General features: G+C 73.0%; 26 protein-coding genes. 10 read left to right on the top strand and 16 right to left on the bottom strand.

What is annotated here, in order from left to right:
• Nucleotides 1-252: 252 nt before the first annotated feature.
• Genes ABD944_RS18230 through ABD944_RS18195 form a run of 8 tightly spaced genes read right to left on the bottom strand, consistent with a single transcriptional unit; the run spans nucleotide 253 to nucleotide 9830 of the window.
• Nucleotides 253-1707 carry a glycosyltransferase gene (locus tag ABD944_RS18230; protein WP_345177984.1) on the bottom strand — a complete coding sequence of 485 codons (1455 nt, stop codon included), beginning with the start codon at nucleotides 1705-1707 and terminating at the stop codon, nucleotides 253-255.
• Nucleotides 1700-2887, bottom strand: a complete 1188-nt coding sequence (locus tag ABD944_RS18225; RefSeq protein WP_345177982.1) for a GNAT family N-acetyltransferase — start codon at nucleotides 2885-2887, stop codon at nucleotides 1700-1702. The genes ABD944_RS18230 and ABD944_RS18225 overlap by 8 nt, the downstream gene beginning before the upstream one ends.
• Complete coding sequence (locus tag ABD944_RS18220) at nucleotides 2884-3642, bottom strand: Wzz/FepE/Etk N-terminal domain-containing protein (protein ID WP_345177981.1); 759 nt, start codon at nucleotides 3640-3642, stop codon at nucleotides 2884-2886. Before ABD944_RS18220 ends, ABD944_RS18225 begins: the two co-directional genes overlap by 4 nt.
• A complete protein-coding gene (locus ABD944_RS18215; RefSeq protein ID WP_345177978.1) occupies nucleotides 3626-4759 on the bottom strand; it encodes a glycosyltransferase in 1134 nt (377 codons plus the stop codon). Before ABD944_RS18215 ends, ABD944_RS18220 begins: the two co-directional genes overlap by 17 nt.
• The gene (locus ABD944_RS18210; protein WP_345178176.1) at nucleotides 4756-5433 is read right to left on the bottom strand and encodes a polysaccharide deacetylase family protein; all 678 of its coding nucleotides are present in this window, start codon (nucleotides 5431-5433) and stop codon (nucleotides 4756-4758) included. Before ABD944_RS18210 ends, ABD944_RS18215 begins: the two co-directional genes overlap by 4 nt.
• On the bottom strand, nucleotides 5405-7102 hold the full coding sequence (locus ABD944_RS18205; protein ID WP_345177975.1) for a lipid II flippase MurJ: 1698 nt from the start codon (nucleotides 7100-7102) through the stop codon (nucleotides 5405-5407). The genes ABD944_RS18210 and ABD944_RS18205 overlap by 29 nt, the downstream gene beginning before the upstream one ends.
• Entirely contained in the window at nucleotides 7099-8427 is a 1329-nt protein-coding gene (locus tag ABD944_RS18200; protein ID WP_345177974.1) for an O-antigen ligase family protein, read from the bottom strand. Before ABD944_RS18200 ends, ABD944_RS18205 begins: the two co-directional genes overlap by 4 nt.
• Nucleotides 8424-9830 (bottom strand): exopolysaccharide biosynthesis polyprenyl glycosylphosphotransferase, encoded by a 1407-nt coding sequence (locus ABD944_RS18195; protein WP_345177971.1) that lies wholly within the window; start codon nucleotides 9828-9830, stop codon nucleotides 8424-8426. The genes ABD944_RS18200 and ABD944_RS18195 overlap by 4 nt, the downstream gene beginning before the upstream one ends.
• A 374-nt stretch (nucleotides 9831-10204) precedes the next feature.
• Between ABD944_RS18195 and ABD944_RS18190 the strand changes: the two genes are divergently transcribed.
• A complete protein-coding gene (locus tag ABD944_RS18190; protein ID WP_345177970.1) occupies nucleotides 10205-11419 on the top strand; it encodes a L,D-transpeptidase in 1215 nt (404 codons plus the stop codon).
• A 54-nt stretch (nucleotides 11420-11473) separates the two neighbouring features.
• Complete coding sequence (locus ABD944_RS18185) at nucleotides 11474-12586, top strand: hypothetical protein (RefSeq protein WP_345177967.1); 1113 nt, start codon at nucleotides 11474-11476, stop codon at nucleotides 12584-12586.
• Nucleotides 12587-12880: 294 nt separating this feature from the next.
• Here the strand turns inward: ABD944_RS18185 and ABD944_RS18180 are convergent, their stop codons facing one another.
• On the bottom strand, nucleotides 12881-13321 hold the full coding sequence (locus tag ABD944_RS18180; protein WP_345177966.1) for an ATP-binding protein: 441 nt from the start codon (nucleotides 13319-13321) through the stop codon (nucleotides 12881-12883).
• Between the two features lie 100 nt (nucleotides 13322-13421).
• On the opposite strand from ABD944_RS18180, the gene ABD944_RS18175 reads away from it, so the two are divergent.
• The 4 genes from ABD944_RS18175 to ABD944_RS18160 all read left to right on the top strand — a co-directional run bounded on the left by ABD944_RS18175 (nucleotide 13422) and on the right by ABD944_RS18160 (nucleotide 15267).
• Nucleotides 13422-14231, top strand: coding sequence for a helix-turn-helix domain-containing protein (locus tag ABD944_RS18175; RefSeq protein WP_345177965.1), 810 nt, complete (start codon nucleotides 13422-13424; stop codon nucleotides 14229-14231).
• Complete coding sequence (locus ABD944_RS18170; protein WP_345177962.1) at nucleotides 14228-14413, top strand: DUF397 domain-containing protein; 186 nt, start codon at nucleotides 14228-14230, stop codon at nucleotides 14411-14413. The genes ABD944_RS18175 and ABD944_RS18170 overlap by 4 nt, the downstream gene beginning before the upstream one ends.
• Nucleotides 14414-14451: 38 nt before the next feature.
• A complete protein-coding gene (locus tag ABD944_RS18165) occupies nucleotides 14452-14718 on the top strand; it encodes a DUF397 domain-containing protein (protein ID WP_345177960.1) in 267 nt (88 codons plus the stop codon).
• Nucleotides 14719-14844: 126 nt separating this feature from the next.
• Nucleotides 14845-15267 (top strand): hypothetical protein, encoded by a 423-nt coding sequence (locus tag ABD944_RS18160; RefSeq protein WP_345177958.1) that lies wholly within the window; start codon nucleotides 14845-14847, stop codon nucleotides 15265-15267.
• Between the two features lie 110 nt (nucleotides 15268-15377).
• Here the strand turns inward: ABD944_RS18160 and ABD944_RS18155 are convergent, their stop codons facing one another.
• Nucleotides 15378-15788: a hypothetical protein gene (locus ABD944_RS18155; RefSeq protein ID WP_345177957.1), complete on the bottom strand. Its 411-nt coding sequence runs from the start codon at nucleotides 15786-15788 to the stop codon at nucleotides 15378-15380.
• A 399-nt stretch (nucleotides 15789-16187) separates the two neighbouring features.
• Between ABD944_RS18155 and ABD944_RS18150 the strand changes: the two genes are divergently transcribed.
• From ABD944_RS18150 to ABD944_RS18140, 3 genes are all read left to right on the top strand, one after another.
• Nucleotides 16188-16679 carry a hypothetical protein gene (locus ABD944_RS18150; RefSeq protein WP_345177955.1) on the top strand — a complete coding sequence of 164 codons (492 nt, stop codon included), beginning with the start codon at nucleotides 16188-16190 and terminating at the stop codon, nucleotides 16677-16679.
• Between the two features lie 22 nt (nucleotides 16680-16701).
• On the top strand, nucleotides 16702-17058 hold the full coding sequence (locus tag ABD944_RS18145) for a hypothetical protein (RefSeq protein WP_345177953.1): 357 nt from the start codon (nucleotides 16702-16704) through the stop codon (nucleotides 17056-17058).
• Between the two features lie 77 nt (nucleotides 17059-17135).
• Entirely contained in the window at nucleotides 17136-17732 is a 597-nt protein-coding gene (locus ABD944_RS18140; protein ID WP_345177950.1) for a hypothetical protein, read from the top strand.
• A 76-nt stretch (nucleotides 17733-17808) separates the two neighbouring features.
• On the opposite strand, the gene ABD944_RS18135 is transcribed toward ABD944_RS18140, so the two are convergent.
• The 5 genes from ABD944_RS18135 to ABD944_RS18115 form a co-directional block, all read right to left on the bottom strand.
• Entirely contained in the window at nucleotides 17809-18843 is a 1035-nt protein-coding gene (locus tag ABD944_RS18135) for a CU044_5270 family protein (RefSeq protein WP_345177948.1), read from the bottom strand.
• Entirely contained in the window at nucleotides 18836-19435 is a 600-nt protein-coding gene (locus ABD944_RS18130; RefSeq protein ID WP_345177946.1) for an RNA polymerase sigma factor, read from the bottom strand. The genes ABD944_RS18135 and ABD944_RS18130 overlap by 8 nt, the downstream gene beginning before the upstream one ends.
• Nucleotides 19436-19596: 161 nt before the next feature.
• Entirely contained in the window at nucleotides 19597-20202 is a 606-nt protein-coding gene (locus ABD944_RS18125; protein ID WP_345177944.1) for a GNAT family N-acetyltransferase, read from the bottom strand.
• Between the two features lie 68 nt (nucleotides 20203-20270).
• The gene (locus ABD944_RS18120) at nucleotides 20271-21599 is read right to left on the bottom strand and encodes a serine/threonine-protein kinase (protein WP_345177941.1); all 1329 of its coding nucleotides are present in this window, start codon (nucleotides 21597-21599) and stop codon (nucleotides 20271-20273) included.
• Nucleotides 21600-21681: 82 nt separating this feature from the next.
• Entirely contained in the window at nucleotides 21682-22914 is a 1233-nt protein-coding gene (locus ABD944_RS18115) for an amidohydrolase family protein (protein ID WP_345177939.1), read from the bottom strand.
• A 105-nt stretch (nucleotides 22915-23019) separates the two neighbouring features.
• Between ABD944_RS18115 and ABD944_RS18110 the strand changes: the two genes are divergently transcribed.
• A complete protein-coding gene (locus ABD944_RS18110; RefSeq protein ID WP_345177937.1) occupies nucleotides 23020-23508 on the top strand; it encodes a MarR family winged helix-turn-helix transcriptional regulator in 489 nt (162 codons plus the stop codon).
• 2 nt (nucleotides 23509-23510) lie between these two features.
• Here the strand turns inward: ABD944_RS18110 and ABD944_RS18105 are convergent, their stop codons facing one another.
• Complete coding sequence (locus tag ABD944_RS18105; RefSeq protein ID WP_345177936.1) at nucleotides 23511-24116, bottom strand: isochorismatase family protein; 606 nt, start codon at nucleotides 24114-24116, stop codon at nucleotides 23511-23513.
• Between the last annotated feature and the right edge of the window lie 15 nt (nucleotides 24117-24131).

Raw genomic sequence — 24131 nt, 5'->3', positions numbered from 1 at the left:
CGAGGGAAAGTCATTCCAGGATTTCGTCGACGAGCCCTACGGGTTGCGCGAGCAGGCGGAGTTCGCGACCGCGCACGGCAAGCCCCTCTCGTTTCCCGAGTGGGGCCTGTTTCGCAATTCCGACAATCCCGCGTATGTACGGGGAATGCACGACTGGATCATGTCGCACGACGTCGTCTACCAGTCGATCACGGACTACTGCCCGCACGGGGTCTGGTCGTGCGGCGGCGGGAACCCCCGCTCCTCCGCCGCCTACCGGGAGCTGTTCGGCGGCGTGACCGCCCCGCCGCCCCCGGGCAAGGGCCCGTTCACCCCGACGCCCGCCGCCCCCGCACCGGCCGCCTCTCCGCCTGCCGCGTCCGCACCGGCCACATCCGCACCGGCCACATCCGCACCGGCCGCCCCGGCATCGGCCGTTCCGGCGCCCTCCGCGCCGGCCCCGCCCGCGCCGCCCTCCGCCAAGCCGTCGGTCAAGGCGCCCTCGAAGCCGCCCAGGCCGCCGAAACCGGTGACGCCGAGGCCGCCGTGGTCGGGGCCGCCCGCCACCGCCCGCGCGTCCGCCAGGGCCTCCGCGGGGGTCTCCCCGAGCCCGGCGACGTCGCGGGTGACGGCCGCGAGGAGCGCCGCCGTCCGGCCGATGTCGTAGGCGGCGGACGCGGCGACCGCCGCGCGCCCCTCCCGCTCGGCGATCCCGGGGAACAGCAGCCGCCCGGCCATCTCCTCGGCGAGCGCGGCGGGGTCCTCGACGGGCACCAGCGCGCCCAGCCCCGGGCGGACGACCTCGGTGATGCCCGGGATGTCCGTCCCCACGAGGGGGCGCCCGGTGGCGAGGGCCTCCAGCGCGGTCAGCGGCAGCCCCTCCCACCGGGACGGCAGCACGATGAGGTTGGACGCCGAGAGCCAGTCGCGCGGGTCCTCCACGGCCGGGACGAACCGGACCCCGGCCACGCGCTCGCGGCGCAGCCGGTCCAGGTCCTCGCCGTCCCCGACGATGGCGAGCTGGGCGGACGGGCAGCGCGCGGTGACGCCCGGCCAGGCCGCGACCAGGACGTCCTGCCCCTTCTGCCGGGTCAGCCGCCCGATGCACACCGCGAGCGGCACGGCGGCCTCCAGGCCGAGACGGGTGCGGGCGGCGAGGCGCGCGGCGGCGTCGGCGGGCGCGAACCGGCGCCGGTCGACGCCGTTGCGGACGAGCCGGTACGGCCCGCGCACGCCCGCGCGCTCGCCCTCGCGCAGCTCGCCGATCCCGACGCAGACCAGGGCGTCGCTCCACCGGGCGCCGGCGCGTTCCCACAGGCGGCTGAGGGTGTCGGTCCGCCCGGTGGCGGCGAGCCACGACCAGCCGTGCGGCTGGAAGATCGTGGGCGTGCCGGCCGGGCGGCCCAGCAGCCGCCCGGCCAGGCCCGCCTTCGAGGAGTGCAGGTGGACGACGTCCGGGGCGAAGCCCTTCACCAGGCGGCGGAGGCCGAGCGCCTCCAGCGGGGTGCGGGGGCCGGGGGCGCGCCCGGCGTCCCACCTGAGCCAGGGCACGCCCGCCGCCATGCACCGCTCGGGCAGGTCGCCGCCCGGCGGGCAGGCGACCGCCACCTCCCAGCCGCGCCGCCGCTGGTCGCCCGCCGCCTGCCCGACGTAGACGGCGACCCCGCCCGCGTTCGGCTGGCTGACGTGCAGGATCCGCAGCGGGGTGCCGCCCCGCGGGTCAGTCATGGAGCAGCGGGGACGCGCTCCCGGACGGGCCGGCGTGCGCTCCCGGCCCCCCGCGCCGCCGCTCCGCCAGGTACGCGCGGGTCCGGGCGAGGCCGGCGTAGGCGGCGGCCGGCGCGGTCCGCCCGAGGATGATCCGCTCGTTCCGGACGGCCGCCGGCCGCCACTTCAGCTTGTACGGCTCGTCCCCGCGCAGCAGGCTGACGCCCTGGCGGCGCCGGTCCCGGGCGAGGGCGAGGTCCTCGCGCAGCATCATCAGCGAGACGTCCACGCGGGACCGCAGGTCCGGCAGCGCCCCGTAGAGGTAGGCGCCGACGTGGCGGTGCCCGATCAGGACGAGGTCGCTGGCGACCAGCCGGCCGTCCCACCGGTACTGCAGGACGGCGGCGCGCCCGTCGCGGACCATCCCGGCGGCCGCCTCGGCGAGGTGGCGGCGGAACCGCCCGCGGGTGTGCTCGGGGTTGATCGGTCGGCCGCGCCACTGCCGGGCGTGCAGGTCGAGCAGCGCGTGCACGGCGTCGGGGACCTGGTCCGCCGGGACGCTCTCGGCCGTGATGCCGCGCACGTCGATCTTGCGGAGCTTGGCGCGCATCTTCCCGGCGGTGCGGCGCGGGAGCCGGTCCAGGACGGCGTCGATCCCGGCGCCGGTCCCGGGGTCTCCGCCGCCGGCGGGCAGTTCGAGGCACACCGAGGACGGCGTCCGCCACGTCCCGCGCGGCCACTGCGCCGCCACCAGGTGCGCCGCCGAGCCGGGACGCACCTCGCGCAGGTCGAGCGCGCACCATCCGCGCTCGTCCAGCAGGGCCCGGGCGAGGTGCCGGACGGCGCCGTCGGCGTGGACCGGGTCGAGCAGGACGTCGGTGAAGTCGCTCTGGTCTGCGGCGATCGGGACGAGCACCGGGAATCCGTGCCGCACGCCCGACGCCAGCGGCGCCGCCGCGACGAGCCTGCCGCGGCGCCGGACGGTGGCGAGGCGGAGCCGCCCGCGCGTCCCGTACCAGCCCCACCACGACTTGATCCACTCGTAGGACTGGAAGGGCGTCGCGGCCGGGCTGCGCTCGTAGAGGTCGCGCAGGTCGTCGGCCAGGGCGATGAGGGCCTGCTCGTCCCGGTGCACCTCGGCCGACCACTCGGTGGAGGCGCCGGGCGGCGCGGTCAGCAGGGAGGGCGCGGTCACGGTCACGAGCCCACCTCCACCCGTCCGGTGGGGACGGGACCGGCGATCTTCTCTTCGAGGGCGCCCGCTCCCGCCGCCGACGGGACGTGGCCCCGCTCCCGGCGCCCGGCCCGCCCGCGCCGGCCGCTCATGACGGCGGCCGCGAGCCCGGCGAGCAGGATCCCCGACGCGGTGCCGACGGCGAGGCCGAGCGGCAGGTTGGGCGACGACGGCTCGGCGGGCGGTTCGGCGAGCGTCATCAGCGCGACGCGGACGCCGGTGTCGGAGCGGTGGGACGTCCCGTACCGGACGAGCGCGTCCGCGGCGGCGTTGGCGTACGCGGCGGCGTCGCGGGCCGTCCGGCCGCTGCCCGCGAGCTTGATCAGGGGCGTGTCCGGCGAGGTGGACGCCTGGATGTGCTCGCGGGTGGAGCCGCTCTCCCCGTCCGGCAGCGGGAGCGAGGAGTAGGCGAGGGTCTCCGGGAGCGGCGCGAGCCGCCCGAACGCCTGCGCGAAGCTGACCGCCGCCGGGCCGGACTGGCCCTTCCCGGCGTCCACGACCAGGACGTACGCCGTCGCGGTGTAGGTGGTGGGCGCGAACACGGCGTAGCCGAGCCCGCCGAGGAACCCGGCGAGCACGAACGCGATGGGCAGGCCGAAGCGCCGCGCCGTCGCGGTGACCAGCCCGCGCAGGCGCCGGGCGGCCGGGCCGAACCGGCCGGCCCGGCGCACCGTCCTCGGCGGTCTCGGCGGCCTCCTCCTGGCGTCACGTCGCTGCATCATGAGCCCTTTCTCGTATCGGTTCGGCCCCGCCGGCGAACGGGTCGGGGCGGTAGAGCCGGGCGAGCTCGGCGGCCCGCTCGGCGACGGCGTAGCGGGCGACGGCCGGCGCCACCCGCGTCCGGTCGCGGGGTTCGCGCAGGACGCGCCCGAGTTCGGCGCTCCAGACCCCGGCGTCGGAGGGCAGGCGGCGGGCGTCCGGGGCGTCGCCGGGCGGGAGGTGGTCGAGGGCGGGGCAGGCGGTGTAGCGGACGGGCAGCCCGGCGGCCAGCCCCTCCAGGACGCCGAGCCCGAACGTCTCCTGGACGGACGGCGCGGCGAGCACGTCCATGGCGGCGAGGGCGCCCGCGACGTCGGAGGTGGCCCCGGCGAAGACCACGCGGCCGGCGGCGCCGCGCTCGCGCGCGAGCCGGGCGAGCGCCTCCCGCGCCGGGCCCGCGCCGACGAGCAGCAGCCGGACGCCGTCCAGCCGCGCGACCGCCTCGACCAGCAGGTCGAACCGCTTGGTCGGGACGAGCCGCCCGACGCCGCCGACGACGGGCTCGTCCGGGCCGATCCCGAGGCGGCGGCGCGTCGCGGCCCGGCGGGCCGGGTCGAACGCGAACGCGGCGGCGTCGACGCCGTTCGGGATCACGACGATCCGGCCGGGGCGCACGCCCCAGGCGCGGAGCCGGTCGGCGACGGCGGGCGACACCGCGACGGTGGCGGACCCGAGCCGCTCGGTCGCCCGGTACAGGGCCCGGACGCCGCGCGTCGTGGCCCGCCCCTCGATGTGGCCTTCGCCGAGCGAGTGCTCGGTGGCGATGACGCGGGGCGCCCCGGCCATGCGCGCGGCGATCCGGCCGTACACGCACGCCCGGTAGAGATGGGTGTGGACGACGTCGTACCGCCCGCGGCGGATCAGCCGGGCCAGCCGGGGCAGCGCCCCGAGGTCCCGGTTGCCGCGCATCCCGATCTCGTGGACGGGCACGCCCGAGCGGCGGATCTCCGCGCCGAGGGCTCCGGCCCGGGTGAGGGTCGCGACCTCGCAGGACACCGGCAGGTGGCGCAGCAGCAGCGCGAGCTGGCGTTCGGCGCCGCCGTGGTCGAGGCCGGTGATGACGTGCAGGACCCGGGTCACACGCGGCTCCTCCGGCGCAGCTCGTGGCGGACGAGCTTGACGCGCAGCCGCAGCGGGCCGTCCCGGTCGCCGACGTAGGTGCGGGGCAGCGCGTGCCGTCCCGGCTCCTCGGGCCGGATGTCGCACGCGTAGTCGTAGCCGGCGGCGCGCACGGCCTCGACCTCGCGGGCGGTGGCGTGCCCGTACGGGTAGGCGAAGCCGGTGACCGGTGCCTCGACGAGGTCCTCCAGGACGGCGCGGCTCTCCTCCAGTTCTTCGCGGAGCTCGGTGTCGTCCGTCTCGGGGAGCGAGACGTGGTGGCGGCCGTGCGAGGCGACCTCCATCCCGACGTCGGCCACGGCGCGGATCTGCTCGGCCGTCATGAGCGGTTTGCGCGGACCGTCGTCCCACGCGTTGTAGGTGCCGATGCGCCCGGACACGACGAACACCGTCGCGCCGAACCCGTACCGCACCAGCGCCGGGACGGCCCGGGTCGCGAAGTCGGCGTACCCGTCGTCGAAGGTGAGCCCGACCAGGCCGCGGGCCCGTCCGGCGGCGTGCGCGTCCAGCAGCTCGCGCATGCCGACGCCGCGCAGGCCGCGCGCCCGCATCCAGGCCATCTGCCGCCCGAACCGCGCCGGCGACACCGTCACCAGGTGCGGGTCCTCATCGAAGTGGTCGACCGAGTGGTACATCAGCACCGGCGGCGCGTGCCGGACGCCCTCGGCCGTCCGTGCCGGGAGCTGGGCCGGTTCGGTCAGGTGACTCGGTTCTGTCGGCTTGCTCACTGGTGTCCCCCGATTCGGTGCGGCCGCGCCGGTGGCGCCCACCGAGCGGCCGTGAAGCGATCCATGGAGCGACGAGGCCGGGCCCCGCCAGGACGGCGAGGACGGCGAAGACGGCGGCGACCGCGAGCCCGCCGGCCGCCAGGCGGACGACCGGCGGCGCGTCCAGGGCCCCGGCGGCGAGCGTCCCCGCCGCGCAGGCCCCCGCGGCGGCGAGCACGAGCCGCGCCACGTCCGCGGCGATCCGGCGCAGCGGGACGAGCGCGACGCCGCGGCGCAGCCGGGCGAGCATCAGGACGGCGGCGAGGGTGAAGCCGGCGGCGTTCGCGGCGGCCAGCGCGAGCGTCCCGGCGGACGCGGCGAACGCGCCGCCGATCGCCGCCGTGACGGCCAGCCCCGCGGCGAGCACGGCCGCCGGGCGCCAGGTCGGCTTCTTCTGCGCGAAGAACGCGCGGGCGGCGAGGCCGACGGCCATCTGCCCCCACAGGCCGAGCGCGTACACGCGCAGGATTGCCGCGGTGCTCGCGGTGTCGGCGGACGTGAACTCGCCGTGCTCGAACAGGACCCCGATGACGACCGGGGCGAACGCGACCAGGAACGCGGTCGCGGCCAGCACCGTCGCGCTCGCGACGGCGAGGTCCTGCCGGATGCGGCGGGCGACCTGCGCGGTGTCGCCGTCCGCCGACGCGCGGGCGAGCCTCGGGAACGTCACCGTCACGATCAGCAGCGACAGCACCATCGGCACCTGCGCGACCTTCTGCGCGTAGTTCAGGTGCGAGATCGACCCGGCGGCCAGCCCGGCCCCGATGAACCGCTCCACGAACACCTGCGACTGCCGCGTGACCGTGTAGACGACGATGGGGGCGATGGCCGCCAGGCCGAGCCGCACGTCCACGCTCCCGGACGGCGCCGCGTCCGGTTCCGCGGGCGCGTCCCGCAGGCAGCGCAGGAACGCCGGGAGCTGCACCGCGACCATCAGGAAGCTGCCGCAGGCGACCCCGACCGCCGCGCTGGTGACGCCGACGGCGCCGGACAGGCCCGCGATCAGCGCGAGGATGCCGACGTTGTAGGCGAGGTAGATGGCGGCCGGCGGCCCGAACCGGTGGTGGGCGCGCAGCGTCGCGCTCATGAAGCCCGCGACGCCGAACGTGACGACGGTGACCGCGGTCAGCCGGACGCACTGGACGGCCGGGCCCTGCTCGGAGAGGCCGGGCGCGAGGACGTCCACCACGGTGGGCGCCGCGACGGCGAGCGCACCGGTGATGACCGACAGGCCGAGCACCATGCGCGGCAGGGCCGTGCCGACGAGGGGGCGCAGGCCGTCCCCGCGCGCGAGGAGCCGCGTGACGACGGGGACCATGAGCAGCGCCATGGCGTCCTCGATCAGCAGCGGCGAGACGGTCTCGGGGATCGTCCAGGCCACGAGGAACGCGTCCGTGCTGCCGCTGGCGCCGAACAGGTCCGCCATGACGAGGTCGCGCAGGAACCCCAGCCCGGTGCCCGCCGCGATGAGCACTCCCGACACCATCGCGGCCCGTCCCACGGAACCGCCGGGAGGCCGCCCGCCGCGCCCGGTCACGGCGCCCTCCCGGAAGGGGACGTCATGACCGGGGAGGCGCCGGCCGCCCCGAACGCGCGGGCCGCCGTGAGGCCGAGGACGACGCCGACGAGCGCGCACGTGGGCCCGCCCAGATCCGCGTACAGGAAGTTGATCAGCAGGAAGGCCAGGAGCGCGACGCTCGCCAGCCAGAACGGGTCGCGGGCGTCGCGGCGCCTCCACAGCCCGGCGGCGATCGCGGCGAGCAGCGCGGCGAACCCCGCGAGGCCCACCGCCCCCTGCTCGGACAGGAACAGCAGGTACTCGTTGTGCGGCGACAGCAGCGGCTGCCGCACGTAGCCGTTGACGGGGTCGGCGGTCTCGCTGCCGGACGACAGCTCGATCGTCGCGTAGGTGTCGCGGTAGGCCGGGAAGTTCTTCACCCCGACGCCGGTGACCGGGTGGTCCTCCCAGATCCGGACGGCCGCCGCCCACAGGTTGTAGCGGTCGTCCACGGACTGGTCCGGGTCGCTGACCGAGCCCACCGTCGACTTCGCGCGCTCCACGACGGCCTGGGACCCGCCGCCCACGGCGCCGAGCAGGACGAGCATCAGCGCGCCGCAGCAGGTCAGCACCTTGACGGCCGTCCACCGGTCGAACAGCACCAGGGTCAGCAGAGCGGCGGCGCCGAGCGCGATCCACGTCCCGCGGCTGAGCGCGAGCGCCAGCGCCGCGCCCATGACGGCGATCCCGGCGAGCGCGGACGGGACGGCGGCGGCGCCGTGCCGGGGCGCCGTCAGCGCGAACGCGGTCAGCACGAGGAACGCGAACCCGACGACGACCGACATGGCCATCACGTCGAGCGCGCCGAACGTCCCGACCGCGCGGATGTTCTGGCCGCCCATCGACGCGCCGTTCCCGGTGACCGCCTGCCAGATCCCGTACACCGCCTCCGCGAGGCCGAGCCCGAGCACCGCCCAGCAGACGGTGGCGAGGTCGCGCCGGTCCCGGACGAGCACGACCACGGCGAGCGGCACCAGCACGAAGACCTGAAGGTCGCGGACGAACCCGGCGAGGCTGGTCCCGATGTCGGCCGAGTGCACGGTGCTGATCCCGAGCGCCGCGACCAGCGGCCCGAACGCCGGCAGCGCCCGGCGCGGCAGCCGCGCCCGGCCCGTGGCGAGCATCCCGGCCGCGACCAGCACGAGCACGGCGCTGGCGACGTCCCCGGCCGTGACCTGCGTGCCGGCCCCGGGCGCCTGCGCGCCGGGCGGGATCCCGGCGCACGCCACGGTCGCCGCGACGAGCAGGCTCGGGCGCCTCGGCAGCGGCCTCGCGAGGAGCGGAGCGGCGGCGTAGGTCGTCATGCGGGGTCCCGGAAGAGCATCGCCCGCGCCGTCAGCAGCAGGATCCTCAGGTCGCCGGTGAACGACCAGTGGTCGATGTAGTGGTTGTCGAGCCTCGCCCGCAGCTCGATGGACGTGTCGCCCCGGAACCCGTGGATCTGCGCCCAGCCCGTCATCCCGGCCGGGACGCGGTGCCGCGCCGCGTAGCCGGGGCAGGTCCGGGAGAACTGCTCCACGAAGTGCGGCCGCTCCGGGCGCGGGCCGACGAGGCTCATGTCGCCGCGGATGACGTTCCACAGCTGCGGGAGCTCGTCCAGGGACGTGGCGCGCAGGAACCGGCCGACCCGCCCCATCCGCTCGTCGTCCTTGACCGTCCAGCGGGTGTCGGCCTCCCGCTCGTCCGCGGGCTTCAGCGTCCGGAACTTCAGCAGGACGAACTCCTCGCCGCCGAGCCCGATCCGCCGCTGCCGGAACAGCACGCCGGGACCGCCCTCGGACCGGACGGCGACCGCGCACGCCGCGAGCACCGGCAGCGCGAGCAGGAGGACCAGGACCGCCACGACGACGTCGAGGACCCGCTTGGCGCGGCGGGCCGCCGGGGCGCGCAGCCCCCACTCGATCCGCGCGCACGGCAGCCCCGCGAGGTACTCGCGCCGCCCCGGCGCCACCGGGACGACGTCCGAGGGCGGCTGGACGAGCAGCGTCTCGCAGGGCAGCGCGAACGACGTCCGCAGCACCGCGTCCAGCCGGTCGGGCCGCACGTCCTCGGCCACGACGACCAGCGTCTCGATCCCGTGCGCCTCGACGAGCGCGGGCAGGTCGGAGGTCTCCCCGAGGACGGGCGCCGCGCCCGGGGGCCCCTCCGGGTCCCCCGCGGACACCTGCCCCGCCACCGCGAGCCCGAGGTCGGCGCGCTCGCGCAGGACGTCGAGCACGTGGGCGGAGGCCCCGCCCGTCCCGACGACCAGCGCGGACCGGGCCCGGGAGCGCCGGGTCCGGTACGTGCGGACCATCGCGTTCGCGCACGCGCGCCCGCTGAGCTGGACCGTCCCGCAGAGGGCCGCCGTCCACAGCCAGGCCGAGGCGTCCGCCCGCAGCAGCGCCGCGATCCCGCAGACGAGCAGCGTGCGGAGGACGAGCGGCGGCGCGTCGGAGAGCAGGGCCGGCGCGCGGCGCGCCCGGTACAGCCCGCCCGCGCCGTTGAGCGCGACGACCGTTAACGCGGCGAGGCCCGGCAGGTCGCCGCCCCCGGTGAGGGACACGGCGACCGCCGTCGCGCAGCCGTCCAGGACGGCGAGGCTCACCGGGAACAGCCCGGCGAGCATCCGCGTCCTTCGCGGGGTGACCGGCCGGCCGCCCGCCGAAAGCAGTTCCGGAGGGGCCGAGCCGGAGTCGACGGAGAAACTCAGCCCCTGGGCTCTCATCGCGCGTCCCCTTCACAGACAAGCACCTTGCGGGGGCCGTCGCTGGCGGCCGGTGATCAGCATCGCACCTGGTCAGAGCACAAATCGCCGCTTTTAACCGGGGCCGCCGCAGTCTTGAAGAGAAGATCGACGGGACGGTCTCCGCGGCCGCGCGCCGGGCCGTGGCCCCAGAAAGATCATGCGAAGTGGCCACCGCATGCGAACCTCTGCGAGACCATGGACGTCTATAGGTGAGTCGGACGCCGAACCCGGCCGTCCCGCCTCCGGGCGGGCCGGAATAAAGGCCGTTCCGCAACCGATCTTGTTGCCGGCCCCGCATCGCGCGGGAACCGGCGGGCTGTTGAGGGAGAACGGTGCGAGGTAAGGCGTTGGTGATGGCGCTCGTCCTGGGCCTGGCGACCGCGTGCGGTGGAAGCAGCGGCGGCGACGGCGGCGGCGGGACGACCACGAAGGGCGACGACGGCGCCCCCCAGTTGACGATCACTCCGGCGGACGGCAGCGGCAAGGCGCGTCCCGACCAGGGCGTCACCGTGACCGCCGCGGGTGGCAAGCTCGGCGACGTCAAGGTGAAGTTGAAGGGCGTCGACGTTCCCGGCGCCCTGTCCGCCGACAAGACCAAGTGGCGCTCGACGTGGACGCTCCAGCCCGGCGGCAGCTACCAGGTGTCGGCCACGGCGACGTCCGACAAGGGCAAGTCCACCACCGCGACGAGCGCGTTCCGCACGATCCGCTCGACCGCGGCGACCCGCGTCAACAACGTCGTGCCCAGCCAGAACGAGACGGTCGGCACCGGCATGCCGGTGTTCGTCCAGTTCAACAAGGCCGTCCCGGAGAAGGCCAAGCCCGCCATCGAGCGCGCCATCGAGATCTCATCGACGACGCCCACCGAGGGCGCCTGGCGCTGGCTGAGCGCGGGCGAGTCCTTCAACGGGCTGCCCTCGGTCGTCTTCCGCCCGAAGCACCCGTGGAAGGCGAACCAGACCGTCACCGTCAAGGTCCACTTCGCGGGCCTGAAGATCGGCGACAACGTCTTCGGCGACCGCGACACGGTCCGCACCTTCAAGATCGGCGACTCCCACGTCGTCAACATCAGCGCCACGACGCACCGCGCCGTCGTGAAGAAGAACGGCCGCACCGTCCGCACCTGGGGCGTGAGCCTCGGCAGCGGCGGCGACGTCCAGGGCGACGGCGTCGACCACCTGCTCACCACCAGCGGCGTCCACCTCACCATGGACCACGTCCGCCTGGAGCGCATGCGCCCGCCCGGCAAGAAGAAGGGCGACCCGGGCTGGTACGACGAGAAGGTCCCGTGGGCGACCCGCATCTCCAACAGCGGCGAGTACATCCACCAGAACATGGACGACCCGACCTGCCTCGGCCGGCGCAACTGCAGCCACGGCTGCGTCCGCTCGCCCTCCAGCGACGCCCAGTGGTTCTTCCACTGGTCCTACCGGGGCGACATCGTCAACATCACCGGCACCAAGCGCAGCCTCCAGTGGACGAACGGCTGGGGCTACTGGCAGCTCCCCTTCTCCAAGTGGACCAGCGGCAGCGCCCTCGGCAAGTCCATCACCACGTCCCACGCCTGACCCGTCCGGGCCACTACCCTTCGTGACCGACAGGTCGCGGGGGGAGTGGCCCGGGTGGCAGCGAGAATCATCCTTCACATCGGCGTGCAGAAGTCGGGCACGACGTTCCTGCAGCAGGTGCTCCAGGCGAACGCCGACGCCCTCGCCAAGGCGGGCGTCCGCTACCCCGTCAGCCCCGACTGGGCCCGGGGGAAGCGGACGGTCGCCAACCACGAGTGGGCGACCTACGGCCTGCTGGGTGCGGAGTTCCCCTGGGTGTCGCACGACCGCGCCTCCGAGGAAGCGACCTCTTGGCGGACGCTGCTGGACGACGTGAAGTCGAGGCCCGGCACCGTCCTCCTCTCGGCCGAGGCCCTTTCGGTCATCCGAACACCCGCGATCCACCGCTTCTTCGACGCGCTGGGCGCCGACGACATCGAGGTCGTGGTCACGGCCCGCAGCCTCGGCTGGGCCCTGCCCTCCCTCTGGCAGCAGCACATCCGCAACGGCCGCTCGGTGAGCTTCGGGACCTACCTGACCGGTCTCGCCAACGAGCGCGAGAAGGGCCGGGACCACATCGAGACGGACCGGTCGGCCCACCTGTGGCGGGCGTTCGACCTGGGCCGCCTGGCCCGACGCTGGTCGGACGCGGGAGCCACCCGCGTCAGCATCGTCACCACTCCGGGCAGGCCGCCGCGCCTCCTGTGGCAACGCTTCGCCGAGGCGATCGGCCTTCTCGCCCTCGCCGAACCGCCCACCATGCCCACCGAACGCGCCCACACCGGCCTGACGGCCCCGGAGACGCTGGTCCTGTCGTCCATGAACGCGGCCATCCGCCAGGCGTCCTGGAGCGGCCAGCACGCCGACTGGATCCGCCAGGCCGTCACGGCCCGCTTCCAGGCCCGCCCCCGACGAGGCGGCAAGGTCGCCACCCCACCCGAATGGCGGGAACGCCTGACGGAGTGGAGCGAGGAGGATCTGGCCGCCCTCCAGGACACACCCGCGCACATAGTCGGCGACCTTGAAGACCTGCGCTACGACCCGTCCGCGGAGACAACGACCCCACCGACCCCAGAGGAAATAGCCCAAGCCGGCGCCGAAGCAGCCATGGCCCTGGCAACGGTGGCTCTCCAGGAAACCCTGATCCAACGGAACATCCGCCGCCTGCGCCACCGCCTCACCACGTAGCCGGAAACAACCGCCCCTTCAGCACGGAATCGACCCGCTCCCCGGCAGCCTTGGCGTCCCCGCACGGGAAGAGGACCCGGCCTCGCTGGACGTCCTGGTAGACCCACGCACCGCCAACGGCCCGCGCCCTCACGACCACGCCCACGTCTTCCGCGACCCCGCTCGCGTACACCCAGAGCAGCGGCGTGGGGAACTCGCGCCCGTACAGCTTCACGCACCGCCACCCAAGCGCCCCGACCGCGAGCGCCAACAGATCCAGATACCGGACGGCTTTCTGCCGCCTCCGCCACCGCCTCAGCACGAGACCCTCGCCCACACCCACTTGCCGGGCGCGGCCCCGGTCACCCCGCACGCGGATGCCAGCGCCTGCACAAGCGGCAACCCCCACCCGCCGGTCCCGTCGTCGTACCCGTCATCCAGCGCCCGAGCGTCCGGCCCCATATCCCCCGGCCCCAACACCGGCCGAGTCACGGGCCTCTCCTCAGACGGATCCCACACAGCCACCAAAACGCCGCGCACCTCCCGCACGCACCTGATCCGGATCTCCCGCTCCCCGGCGACCCGCACGGCATTGGTGACGAGCTCCGCCACGATCAGGAGAACGCTGTCAGCCACCACCCCGAGCCCCCATTCCGAAAGCCGCAACCCGACCACCGTCCGCACCATCCCCGGCACGGTCCGATCAGCAAGGCAACAAATGTCCACCTCGCCCGCATCCACGGCCTCTACCGCCATTTCCACCACCCTCCTTTCTCGGCATTCCGGAGACAAGCGTGACCGCACCGAGTTAATTTCGAAAGGTTCGTACAGCAGATGCAACGACGGAGGAAAGTGAATGAGCCGCGCCGACTTCCTGCGCCCCGACTTCTCGCTCTGGCATCTCATCGCCGTTGAGCTGCGCAGACAGCGCCAGATGCGACGGATCTCCGGAGCCGCCCTGGCCGTCATACTCGACTGCGATCGGTCGACTGTCGCACGCTATGAATCGGGGGACGTCCAGCTCCCCACGGGACGGGCCAGGGTCTTAGATCAAGAATGGGGCCTTCAAAGCCTCTTCGAAAACCTGGTCAAACACGCCAAGAACGCCCGAGACCTGGACTGGTGGGAAACTTTCAAGGAATACGAACGCCGCGCGACCCTCATCAAGACCTACGAGCCCTCGCTGATCCCAGGGCTCCTCCAACGCGAGGCCTACGCCCGCGCCATCTTCACGTCGAGCCGCAGGACGGACGCCGACGAGGCGGTTGCAGAGCGCCTGGCCCGTCAGGAAATCCTCACTCGCCAAGATCCGTGCACACTCATGGCCATCCTCGACACTGCCGCTGTGCTGCGAGTGTTCGGAGACGTGGACGCGATGCGAGACCAACTCGGCCACCTTCTCGAAGTCTCCGAGTGGCCGAACGTCTACCTGCGAGTGACCTCGGACAAGTTGATCGGCTACGGCGGTGTCGGATGCGGGTTCAGCGTGATGCAGACACCTACCGGCGACCTTGGATTCGCCAACTATGGGACCACGGCTCACATATCCCTCGATCCGGTGGATATCCAAGAGCAAGCGCTACGCTACGACCAGATCGGCATGTCCTCGCTGTCCGTCGAGGCATCCCGCGCCTTCATCGCCAAGACACTGGACTCACTCTCATGAACACTCATTGGCGCAAATCCACTCGATCAGACGACTACGGCAACTGCGTCGAGCTGGCCGCCCTTCCCCACGCGATCGCCATCCGAGACAGCAAAACCCCCGACGCAGGGCACCTCACCCTCACCCGCCGCGCCTTCGCCGACCTCCTCACCCGCGCCAAACTGGACAGACTTCCACACTGACCCCCAGCCGCCTGCGGGCACGGAACGAGGTAGGAGACGTGGTGACGGAAGACCGCCCCGTGTGGCGCAAGAGCAGCCAAAGCACCCAGGGAACTTCCGAGCAGTGCGTGGAAGTCGCCCGTCTTCCATGGCGCAAGTCCACTCACAGCGACGAGACCGGCGGCCACTGCGTCGAACTGGCCGCGCTCCCCTACGCGGTCGCCGTTCGCGACAGCAAGGCTCCCGACGCAGGGCACCTCGCCCTCACCCCCCGCGCCTTCGCCGACCTCCTCGCCCGCGCCAAGCAGGACTCTCTGCCGCGCTGACCTGACAGCGGAATCGGTGCCGGTCTGTCCCCCACCAGACGCCCGCGATCAAGCCACAGGTACTGGGCTATAAGCTGACCTGCGCAAACTTCGCCTATCAGGATCGATCGGGGTGACGGTGCCGCGATGCCGACTCACGAGTGGACCATGGCCGGTGATGATTACGGCTCGCGTTCGCGCCCGAGGCGGAAGACCTTCATGGTCCTCGCCGTGGCTTTGCCAGTGCTCTTGGGGCTACTCGTCGTGCTGTACCTGGTCGGTGGGCTGGACGGGACCACCCGGTCCCTTGGCCCGAAGAACTACAGCGCCCACGTCGAATGCCAGGTGAACTCGGCCGGATCGCAGGGCACGGTGACGGTCAGCGGCACGATCACAGGCGACGCGACGCGCTACTCGGTCACCGTCGAGGTTCTGGACGCGGCCTCTCACCAGCGGATCGGCCTCCAGACCTTCGAGGTCCGCGGCACGAACGCCTTCGAAGGGACCACCGCGGCGCAGGCGCCGATCGGCCCTTCGGGCATCGAATGCAAGATCACCAAGGTCGCCTGAGACGCGACCTCGTTCGGCGAATCGGCGGTGGTAGGTGGCCGTCGAACGGACGGGCGGACGGGCGGACGGGAACAGAGTCCCGGCCGCCCGTCGGTGTCGGTTCTCCGGCCTTACTTCTGCGAAGCGTCACCGGAGGACTCGGGGTGCTGCCCCTGCGGGGCCACTGTTCCAGCGGCGCTGACGGTACCGGCGCGGCCGGCGATGTAGTTGGCGAGGACGCCCGCGAGGAGGCCCAAGCCGATGACGCACAAGAGGGGCGCCTTGGCGCCGAAGACGATCAGGCCAAGAGTCGCGAGGCCGGAGCCCAGCAAGGTGTGCGAGGCGACCTTGCCGAGAAGGACGATGCCCGCGCTGGCGATGACGGCGAACATGGTGCCGACAGCACCGCCCAGCATGACGGCCCCTACGACGTCCTCCCCGCTGATGACGTCGCCCATGGAGACTACGAAGACCACGCTGCCGACGGACCCGCCTAGGAGCGCTGCGACGAGGATGGTCAGAAGGTTCGTGAGACCCTTCATGATTCTCTCCTGCTTTGGATTTTTCCCGCTTACACGCACGGGCTCGGAAGAGACCGTACAGAGCTCGACCGCATCGACGGGAATCGGCGGCACGAAGTCTGATCGCCGGCCATTCCCGGAACGGGGTCTCGTGGTCACCGCCGAAATGGGCGGGATCAGACGGCCCGGAGTGGATCCGGGCCCTGCGTGTGGACGCGCGTGCACTACCGTCCAGGTGTGATCATTTCGCCGTCCTTCGCCTTGCTGGAAGGCCTGCTCGGGAGCCGCACCGATGATCCTCGGCTGGCCGAGTTGCACCGTGCCCACGGTCTGCGTCCACCGCCGATGTTCCCCGCCAGGGACGGTTGGGACGGTATGGGCGTCCCGGAGCAAGGCTGGGAGATGGCTTACAGGGCCACTGTGAGGGTCCCCGGCCGCTACCCCTCACCCCGGGTGCGCGGCCGCGGTCCGGTGATCGGCTATGTCACCAAGGTCTACTTCACCGAGTCCTATCCCGCGCCGGTGCGGGACGGCCTCACGGTCGCGCTGCCCGAGCCGGAGGCCCGCGCACGGGCGCTGGACAGCATGGTCGCGGAGTACGGGAACGTCGTCCACGTACTGCACCGCGACGAGGAGAGCACGTTCGAGGTGCGTTACCACGAGGACGGCCGGTTCATCTGGTACCTGCTGACCCTCAACGAACGCGCCGAGAACGACCCGGAACTGCTGGAGGCGGCGATACCGAATGCCCGGGCGATCCCGCTCTGGCCGGCCCCCGCCCCCCCACGAGTTCCTCCCCGCCGCCCTGCGGGCGCTGAAGGCCAACCAGGACGCCTCCGGACTCGACGGGCTCGACTTCGAGACGTTCGACCGCTTCGAGCCGAAGGCGGTCGCGTCCTGGACCGGCAATGACGACGCCGACCGGGAGTTCCGCGTGTTCGGGGTGGACGGCAGCGGCGGGCGGGTCGCGTTCTGGCTCGTCCACGAAGGACTTCCGATCGAGCGGCAACCCGTCGTGCTGTTCGGGAGCGAAGGCCACGTCGGCCCGGTCGCCAAGGATCTGTGCGACCTGCTCTACCTGCTCGCCGCCGGCGTCGCCCCCTTCGATGCCTCCATGGCGTACACAGCCGACGAGGACATCGACGAGGACACCGGCCCACAGCCCGAGCTCGCCCGCATCGCCGAAATCCACCTCCAACGACGCGAAGGCCGAACCCCGAAAGCGATCGTCGAGGACGCGGAGAACGAATACGCCGACGTCAGAGACCGTGTCGACGCCCTGACCAGATGAACCCGACTCTGGGCGGCCGGAGCATCGCCGACGATGCGGCAGGCTCTTGAGCAGCCGGAGGAGGGGCTGATGTCGGTGTGAGCAGTGATCAGGATGAGCTCGTGGTTCGGCCGGACTTCCGGACAGGTCTGGTCGTTCTGGTCGTCATGGCGGTGGCCGGGGCGGGCATCGTCGCCGCGATCCTGATCGGCGACGCCCCGACCGTGTTCGCCCTGATCGTGGGCGGCCTGTTCGCCCTACTGATCCCTTTGGCGATCGGGGCCCTTCTCAGCGCCCGGATCACCCTGACGGCTCACGAGCTCGTCGTCCAAGGGCTGTTCGGCCGGAAACGTGAACCACGCTCGCGCGTCGCGGAGGTGGTGCGCGCGAGCATCATCGCGCCCCGCGGAGGGGCCGGTGAGAGCCTGTTCGTGCTCGACGCGCAGCGCGCCCTGCTCTTCAGAGTGCAGGGCAGCCTCTACTCGCGCGAGGCCCTCACCCGGTTGGCGGACGGGCTCGGCGTGCCGTGCAGCGGGCCCGGCCGTCCCGTGAGCGCCAAGGAGTTCGCCGCGACGTACCCGGGCCTTGTGTCGTGGGTCGAGCAGCATCCCTACCGGCTCGCATTCGCGGTCGCCGGGGTCGTGTGCGTCACAGGCATGGCAGTGGCGTTCGTTTCGCTCGCGACGGCGTCCTGACCGGCCCGGAGCCTGCCGCCCAGCGCGAGGCGAGGTGGGGCCGGTCGGGATGACCGGCCCCTCCTGCGCCGCGGGCTCAGGTCACCGCCGGGGGGCGGTCCGCGATGGAGACCTTCAGCTGTGCCGAGGTGGTCAGGACGCTCCCGACCGGGGCTTCCGCCTTCTCGGCCTTGGTGACGACGCTGCGCCGGCCGAGGAACTCGTAGGTCTTGTCGTCGAAGATGTACTCCTCGCGGATACCGCCGTCGAGCGGGTCCAGCGTGACGGCGACGCCGGTCCTGCCCGCCGCGTCCACCGCGCGGCCGACGGTGGTGACGCCGTGGATGGCCGCCGCCGCCCGGAACAGCGCGGCCCGCTGCGCGCGGGGCATGTAGGCCTCGGTGAGCATGCCGCCGACGTTCTGCCACGCCGTGGCGTCGGCTTGGGGGCCGGTGCCCAGGCCGATGTACAAGTGCTGGTACATCTTGGCCGGATCGGCCGGCAGGCGGCTCAGGTAGGCGTAGTCGCTGCGCAGGTGCTCGGCGCGGCGGTCGAAGTCGGCGGCCTTGGACATCGAGCTGCGTCCCACGCCCTGGCGGGCCACGGCCGGGACGGGCCATCCCGGATACGGCTTCGGCTCCAGCGTCCTGGCCCACAGGACTCCGCGTGTGGCGTCGCCGTCCACGGGCAGCCAGATCTTCCGTTCCTGCCGGTCCAGGTAGCGTTCGTGGCGCCCGCCGGAGTTGCTCTCGACGGTGTCCATGGTCCGCGACTCGAAGACCAGGAACTGGCCGGGACGCGGGTGCAGCTCCGGAGACTTCGCCGCGTGGTCGGCGGCCTGCTCGAGCAGCTGCACCGACGCCACCGGCATCGTGTGCACGACCGGCCGGGTACCCGGCTCCTCGCCCGTGCCGACCGCGATGACCCCGGCCGTGGCGGCGGCAGCGGCCAGTCCCGCCGCCAGACCGATCCACCCTCGCCGGGTCCGGCCGAGGACGGGCCTGGAACGCCCGGGGTTCGGCGCCGTGTCCCGCATGACGCTCAGCAGCCGGCGCTCCTCGGCCCGCACGTCGGTCAGGTCGAGCTCGGGAACGTCCGAGCGGAACCGCTCAAGCTCGGTCATCTCATTCATGGACGGGCTCCTCACTGACGTAGATCACGGGTTCGGTCGCACCGAGGTGCCTGCGGAGCTTGTGCCGGGCCCGGTTGATGCGGGACCGCACCGTCCCGACGCGCACGCCCAGGGCCTGCGCGGCCTCGGCGTAGCTGAGATCACCCCAGGCGACCAGCAGCAGCGCGTCGCGGTGCCCCCTCGGCAGCGCGGCCAGCGCGCTCGCCAGCGCCCTGCCGGACGCCCCCGCGCTGAGCCGCTCGTCGCTGCGCTCGGTGAACGGCTCCATCACGGGGTCGGTGCCCATCCGCTCCAGGACGCGCAGCTGCCGCACCTCCGCCCGCACATGGCGGCCCATCAGATTGGTGGCGATCCCGTACAGCCAGGGCCGCGCGTTCGGACGGGACAGGTCGTACCGGTCGCGCTGCCGGAACGCCGCCAGGAACGTCTCGGCCACCACGTCCTCGGCGGCGTCGGCGCCCAGCCGGCGGATCACGTACCGCTTGATGTCCGGGGCGTACCGGCGGAACACCTCGGCGAACGCCTCGGGCTCCTGCCGGGACCGCCTGATGACGGAGGCGTCATCGGCGTCCTCTTCACTCGCAGTGCTCATACACGGCCTCTCGGCTTCGGGTCGGAACACCCGTTGTTGCCGAGCCACCCCCGTCCGGTTCCCATCGCGATCGCGAGAGCGGTCGGATACCCACGGACGGCGACGAGATCAGAGGATATGGACGTCCCACCCAGGCACGATGCGTTCCGTGCCCAGCCCGTTCATCGGGGATCGATGTCCAGGATCATGTCCAGGGACGTCTGACCGTCCGGCCCGGTGAAGGAGCCGACCCGCCGGAAGCCGTTCTTCTCGTAGTAGCGGATGGCGCGGGGGTTGTCGGCCAGAACGCCGCCCCACAGGATGATTCTGCGTTTGCCGAGCCGCCGGGCGACCTCGCAGACGAGCGGCAAGACCAGCGTCGCCAGCCCCTTGCCCTGGTGGTCGTCGGCCAGCGTCAGGCCGAACCGGCAGTCGGTCGCCTCATCAAGGTGGATTCCGGCTCTGCGGTAGCGCACGAGGTCGCCATCCGGCAGCGAGAGGCTGAACTCCAGCAGCCCCACGATCCTGGCTGACGCTTCTTCCTCCAGCACCAGGCGGAGCTTGTCGTAGCGCGCGATCGCCGCGCACAACTCCTGCGCGGCCGCCAGGTCGTCACCGTCGAACCCGCTGAACCTGCGGGACTCGGGAGAAAGCGCGGCGAGAGAGCCGGCCAGGCTCTCGGCGTCGGTCCGGGCCAAGGGACGAAAGACGAGGGGCACGCCGTCGGGCGACTCCAGACGGCTCCGCAGGGAGTCCGGATCCTCAGCGATCTGCGCCAGGGTGAGCACGGGTCTCCTCCGTTCGTCCCCACTCCTCGCTCGGGCTTCTGGGCAGTACCTGTGCGCCGGACGGCGAGCTAGCTTCGCCGCAGGCACCAGCGGCCGGTAGCCGGGAGTGCGGCCATGATCAGGGCAGCGACCGCAAGAATGAAAACGATCACTAGAGGGCCCCAACCGTACTCGTCCCCCCTGGCGCACATGCGCTGGGCCACCAGGCCGGCGGTCATCACGATCGTCCAGCGTCCTGCCGATCTGTGCCTGGACAGCAGCCACGCTCCGGCGACGAGCGCGACCGGCTCTGCCACGCCCACCGCCATGTTCACATTGGCCAGCACCGCGCCCGGCGAATCGGGGAGATCCAGGTCATAGGCGGAGCGGAGGAGCATGATCAGGAGCCCCGGAACGCACAGCAGGGCCAGCGCCATCGCGGCGATCGCGGTGCCGGCGCCGCCGCGCTGGACCGCCACCGTGGGGTGGCTCGCCATCTGGGGCTGTGGAGTCCAGGGGTGTCCGCCGCGCTGTTCGGGAGGGACATGCTGCGGCCCCATCGGCTCGCCGCGAAACGGCGGGCGGGCGGCGAGGCCGCGCAGGCGTTCGGCGACGGTGGCCGCGTCCCTCGGACGCGCGTCGGGCTGCTTGGCCAGCAGGTCCAGGACCAGGGCGCTCAGGCGGTCGTCGATGTCGGGCCGGACGGATCGCGGGGGCGCCGGGGCCTTGTTGAGGTGCTGGTAGAGGATGGCGCCGGCGCTGGATTCGGTGTCCACCCAGGTGGTCCCGGTGAGCAGCTGGTAGAGCACGCAGCCGAAGGCGTACAGGTCGGTGCGCTCGTCGACGGCGTGGCCCTCGATCTGCTCGGGCGCCATGTAGACCGGCGTCCCCGCCGACGACCCCGTAGCGGTGATCTTGGTGGCGTCGGCGAGGCGGGCGATCCCGAAGTCGCAGACCTTCACCTGCCCGGTGTCGGTCAGGAAGAGGTTGGCCGGCTTGATGTCCCGGTGCACGACCCCGCGCCGGTGGGCGGCGGCCAGGGCGTCGAGGATCTGCACCGCCCAGTCCGTCACCTGCGCGGCGGGCAGCCCGGCCGGCCTGTCGCGCAGGACCGAGGCCAGGTCGCGCCCCCGCATCAGCTCCATCACCAGGAACAGCAGGCGCAGGCCCCCGTCGGTGTGCTCGTCGACGTCGAACACCGTGGTGATGCCGGGATGGTTCAGGGTCGCGGCGATCTCCGCCTCCCGCCGGAACCGCGCGACCCCGGCCCCGTCGACGTCCCCGCTCAACGTGAGGATCTTCACCGCCACGGGGCGGCGGAGCCGCAGGTCGACGCCCTGCCACACCTCCCCCATGCCGCCCTTGCCGAGAGGCGCCTCCAGCCGGTACCGCCCGGCCAGCTCCAGACCATCGCGCATCGGCTCTCCTCAGCTCGGCAAGGCCGCCCGGGAAATCATATAGACGTCCGTGTATTTATAGGATGCCCGTGAGGCCGTCGCTTCACATGCCAGGGTCTCTCCGGGTGCCGCGGCGCCAGACGGCGCGGGTGTTGAGGGTGTCGGAGACGGCGGTGGTGGGATCGCCGTCGACGAGGAGGAGGTCGGCGCGCAGGCCCTCGGCGATGCGTCCGCGGTCGTCGAGGCCGAAACGGCGTGCGGGGACGGAGGTGGCCGCGCGCAGGGCGTGCACCGGGTCGAGTCCGGCGCGGACCAGGTACTGCAGTTCGTGGTGGAGGCTCGCGCCGTGGGCGATCCCGCCCAGGAACGGCAGGGGCATGGCGGCATCGGTGCCCGCCAGCAGGTCCACGCCCGCGTCGCCGAGGGCCTTGACGGTGGCCAGGACGTCTTCGATCTCGCCCTGCGGATAGTGGCCGTAGCTGGAGCGCAGCGTCGTGTCCCAGTCGGCGCTCAGCCGGGACGCGACGCGGGGGTCGTCGGCGAGGTCGCCGCCGGTGATCCCCATCATGGAGGCGTTCAGGACGACGCAGGGGACGACGAACACCCCCGCATCCTTGATCAGGTCGATGATCTCGCCGGTGGGGGGCCGGTCCATGAACAGGTGGGCCAGGCCGTCGATGCCCGCCTCGACGGCCATGCGGGTGGCGTCCAGGGTCAGGGTGTGGGCGACGGTGAGCATCCCGCGCCTCTTGGCCTCGGCCACGCCGGCGTTCAGGGTGGCCTGGTCGAGCATCGGAAGGCCGGGGTGCCCCTCGACGCTGCCGTCGTCGACCATGAACTTGATGTAGTCGGAGCCGCGTTCGATCAGCTGCGGGATGAACGCGACGGCCTCCTCCGGCGTGGTGGAGAACGGGATGAGCGGCGGCTGCCCGGGCGGCTTCACGCCCGGGGGCGGCCCGGGGCGGAAGCCCTCCGGGAACAGCTCGCTGGGGTGGCCGCCCGGCGGCGTGATGCCGAACCCGGAGGACCGCACATCGGCGAGGGCGTCGTTCTCGCCGATGTCCCCGCGGTTGTCGCGCGTGTGGAGGCCCTGCATCTCCAGCTCGGTCGTCACGCCGAAGCGCAGCGCCAGGGCGAGCGACTCCCGGGACGTGTGGACGTGGGCGTCGATCAGGCCCGGCAGGAGCGTCGCCCCGGCGCCGTCGACGATCTCGGCGCCCTCCGGGACGTCGCCGCCGACGCGGGCGATCCGCCCGTCCTCGACGAGCACGGTGGTCACGCCCAGGGTGTTCTCGCCGTCGAAGACCTGGGCGCCGGTGACAGCGGTCACGGGCATGGCTTACCTCGATCCTTAGGGTGCACCGCCAATATATAGCACCTGCTATGCAAATGCATGACGTCATGTATATGCATGTCGGGCGCCACTCCGTAGGATGGCCGCATGGACAACGCCCCCCGGGACCCGGGAACCGACGGCAGCGCCCTCCTCGACCAGATCGGGCCCGCGCTGTCGCACCTGCGGCGGCGCACCTCCGGCGGGCGCGCGGACCTCACGCGCAACCTCGTCCTCAACGTGGTCGCGAACGCGCACGGGGAGATGACGGTCGGCGGGCTCGCCGCCGAGATGGGGGTCACCCAGCCCGTCGCCAGCCGCACCGTCGCCGCCTGCATCGCCGACGGGCTGCTGCGGCGGGCCGCGTCCCAGGCGGACAGCCGCCGCACCGTCCTGGAACTCACGGACGCCGGAGAGGCCGAGCGCCGCCGCTTCGCCTCCGAGCAGCGCGCGACCTTCGAGGACATCACGGCGGGCTGGGAGCCGGCCGAACGCGTCCAGTTCGCGCGGTTCCTGGTCCGCTACAGCGAGGACGCCGGCGCCTGGTCCGCGCGGCAGCGCCGGGGCGGCCAGGACGGCGCGGGCGCGGACGCCTGACCTCAGGCGGGCAGGTCGTCCACGCGCGCCGCGACCCGGCCGAACAGGTCGCCGATCGTGGTCAGGGCCGCCGCGTGCAGCACCTCCGCCGGGACCGGCGCTCCGTCCGGGCCGGGCAAGGGCCGGGTGGCGCTCGCCTCCGCGACGACGGTCGGCCGGTAACCGCGGTTGAACGCGCCCTGCGCGGTGGACTGCACGCACATGTGCGTCATGAAGCCCGCCAGCACCAGGTCCGGCCCCGCATCGGCCCCGCGCAGCACGTCCAGCAGGTCCGTCTCGTGGAAGGAGTCAGGGAAGCCCTTCACCACGACCGGCTCACCGTCACGGGGCGCGACCCGCTCCACGACCTGGCCGATCTCGGCGCGGATGTCGTAGGGGCCGCCCTCACCGCCGTCGTTGACGACATGCACCACCGGCGTCCCGGCGGCGCGGGCACGGTCCAGCAGCCGCGCCGCCGCGTCCAGCGCCCGGTCGGCGTCGGGCAGCGCCATCACGCCCGTGCGGTAGGTGTTCTGGAAGTCGATCATGATCAGCGTGCTCGCGGCCAGGGACGGCAGTCCGCCGTCCAGGCCCATCAGCTCACGCAGGGTCGCCGAAACAGCACTCATCGCATCCTCCTCGAG

Origin of the sequence: Actinomadura verrucosospora, from assembly GCF_039540335.1 — a bacterium.
Lineage (GTDB): Bacteria > Actinomycetota > Actinomycetes > Streptosporangiales > Streptosporangiaceae > Spirillospora > Spirillospora verrucosospora.
The sequence above is the reverse complement of the archived record's forward strand: the minus strand, read 5'-3'. Positions and strand labels throughout refer to the sequence as shown.

Coding starts and splice junctions, on each gene's coding strand:
- ABD944_RS18230 (WP_345177984.1), bottom strand. CDS start 1,707: ATGACTGACCCGCGGGGCGGCACCCCGCTGCGGATCCTGCACGTCAGC.
- ABD944_RS18220 (WP_345177981.1), bottom strand. CDS start 3,642: ATGATGCAGCGACGTGACGCCAGGAGGAGGCCGCCGAGACCGCCGAGG.
- ABD944_RS18210 (WP_345178176.1), bottom strand. CDS start 5,433: ATGTACCACTCGGTCGACCACTTCGATGAGGACCCGCACCTGGTGACG.
- ABD944_RS18200 (WP_345177974.1), bottom strand. CDS start 8,427: ATGACGACCTACGCCGCCGCTCCGCTCCTCGCGAGGCCGCTGCCGAGG.
- ABD944_RS18195 (WP_345177971.1), bottom strand. CDS start 9,830: ATGAGAGCCCAGGGGCTGAGTTTCTCCGTCGACTCCGGCTCGGCCCCT.
- ABD944_RS18190 (WP_345177970.1), top strand. CDS start 10,205: ATGGCGCTCGTCCTGGGCCTGGCGACCGCGTGCGGTGGAAGCAGCGGC.
- ABD944_RS18180 (WP_345177966.1), bottom strand. CDS start 13,321: ATGGCGGTAGAGGCCGTGGATGCGGGCGAGGTGGACATTTGTTGCCTT.
- ABD944_RS18175 (WP_345177965.1), top strand. CDS start 13,422: ATGAGCCGCGCCGACTTCCTGCGCCCCGACTTCTCGCTCTGGCATCTC.
- ABD944_RS18170 (WP_345177962.1), top strand. CDS start 14,228: ATGAACACTCATTGGCGCAAATCCACTCGATCAGACGACTACGGCAAC.
- ABD944_RS18160 (WP_345177958.1), top strand. CDS start 14,845: ATGCCGACTCACGAGTGGACCATGGCCGGTGATGATTACGGCTCGCGT.
- ABD944_RS18155 (WP_345177957.1), bottom strand. CDS start 15,788: ATGAAGGGTCTCACGAACCTTCTGACCATCCTCGTCGCAGCGCTCCTA.
- ABD944_RS18135 (WP_345177948.1), bottom strand. CDS start 18,843: ATGAATGAGATGACCGAGCTTGAGCGGTTCCGCTCGGACGTTCCCGAG.
- ABD944_RS18130 (WP_345177946.1), bottom strand. CDS start 19,435: ATGAGCACTGCGAGTGAAGAGGACGCCGATGACGCCTCCGTCATCAGG.
- ABD944_RS18120 (WP_345177941.1), bottom strand. CDS start 21,599: ATGCGCGATGGTCTGGAGCTGGCCGGGCGGTACCGGCTGGAGGCGCCT.
- ABD944_RS18115 (WP_345177939.1), bottom strand. CDS start 22,914: ATGCCCGTGACCGCTGTCACCGGCGCCCAGGTCTTCGACGGCGAGAAC.
- ABD944_RS18110 (WP_345177937.1), top strand. CDS start 23,020: ATGGACAACGCCCCCCGGGACCCGGGAACCGACGGCAGCGCCCTCCTC.
- ABD944_RS18105 (WP_345177936.1), bottom strand. CDS start 24,116: ATGAGTGCTGTTTCGGCGACCCTGCGTGAGCTGATGGGCCTGGACGGC.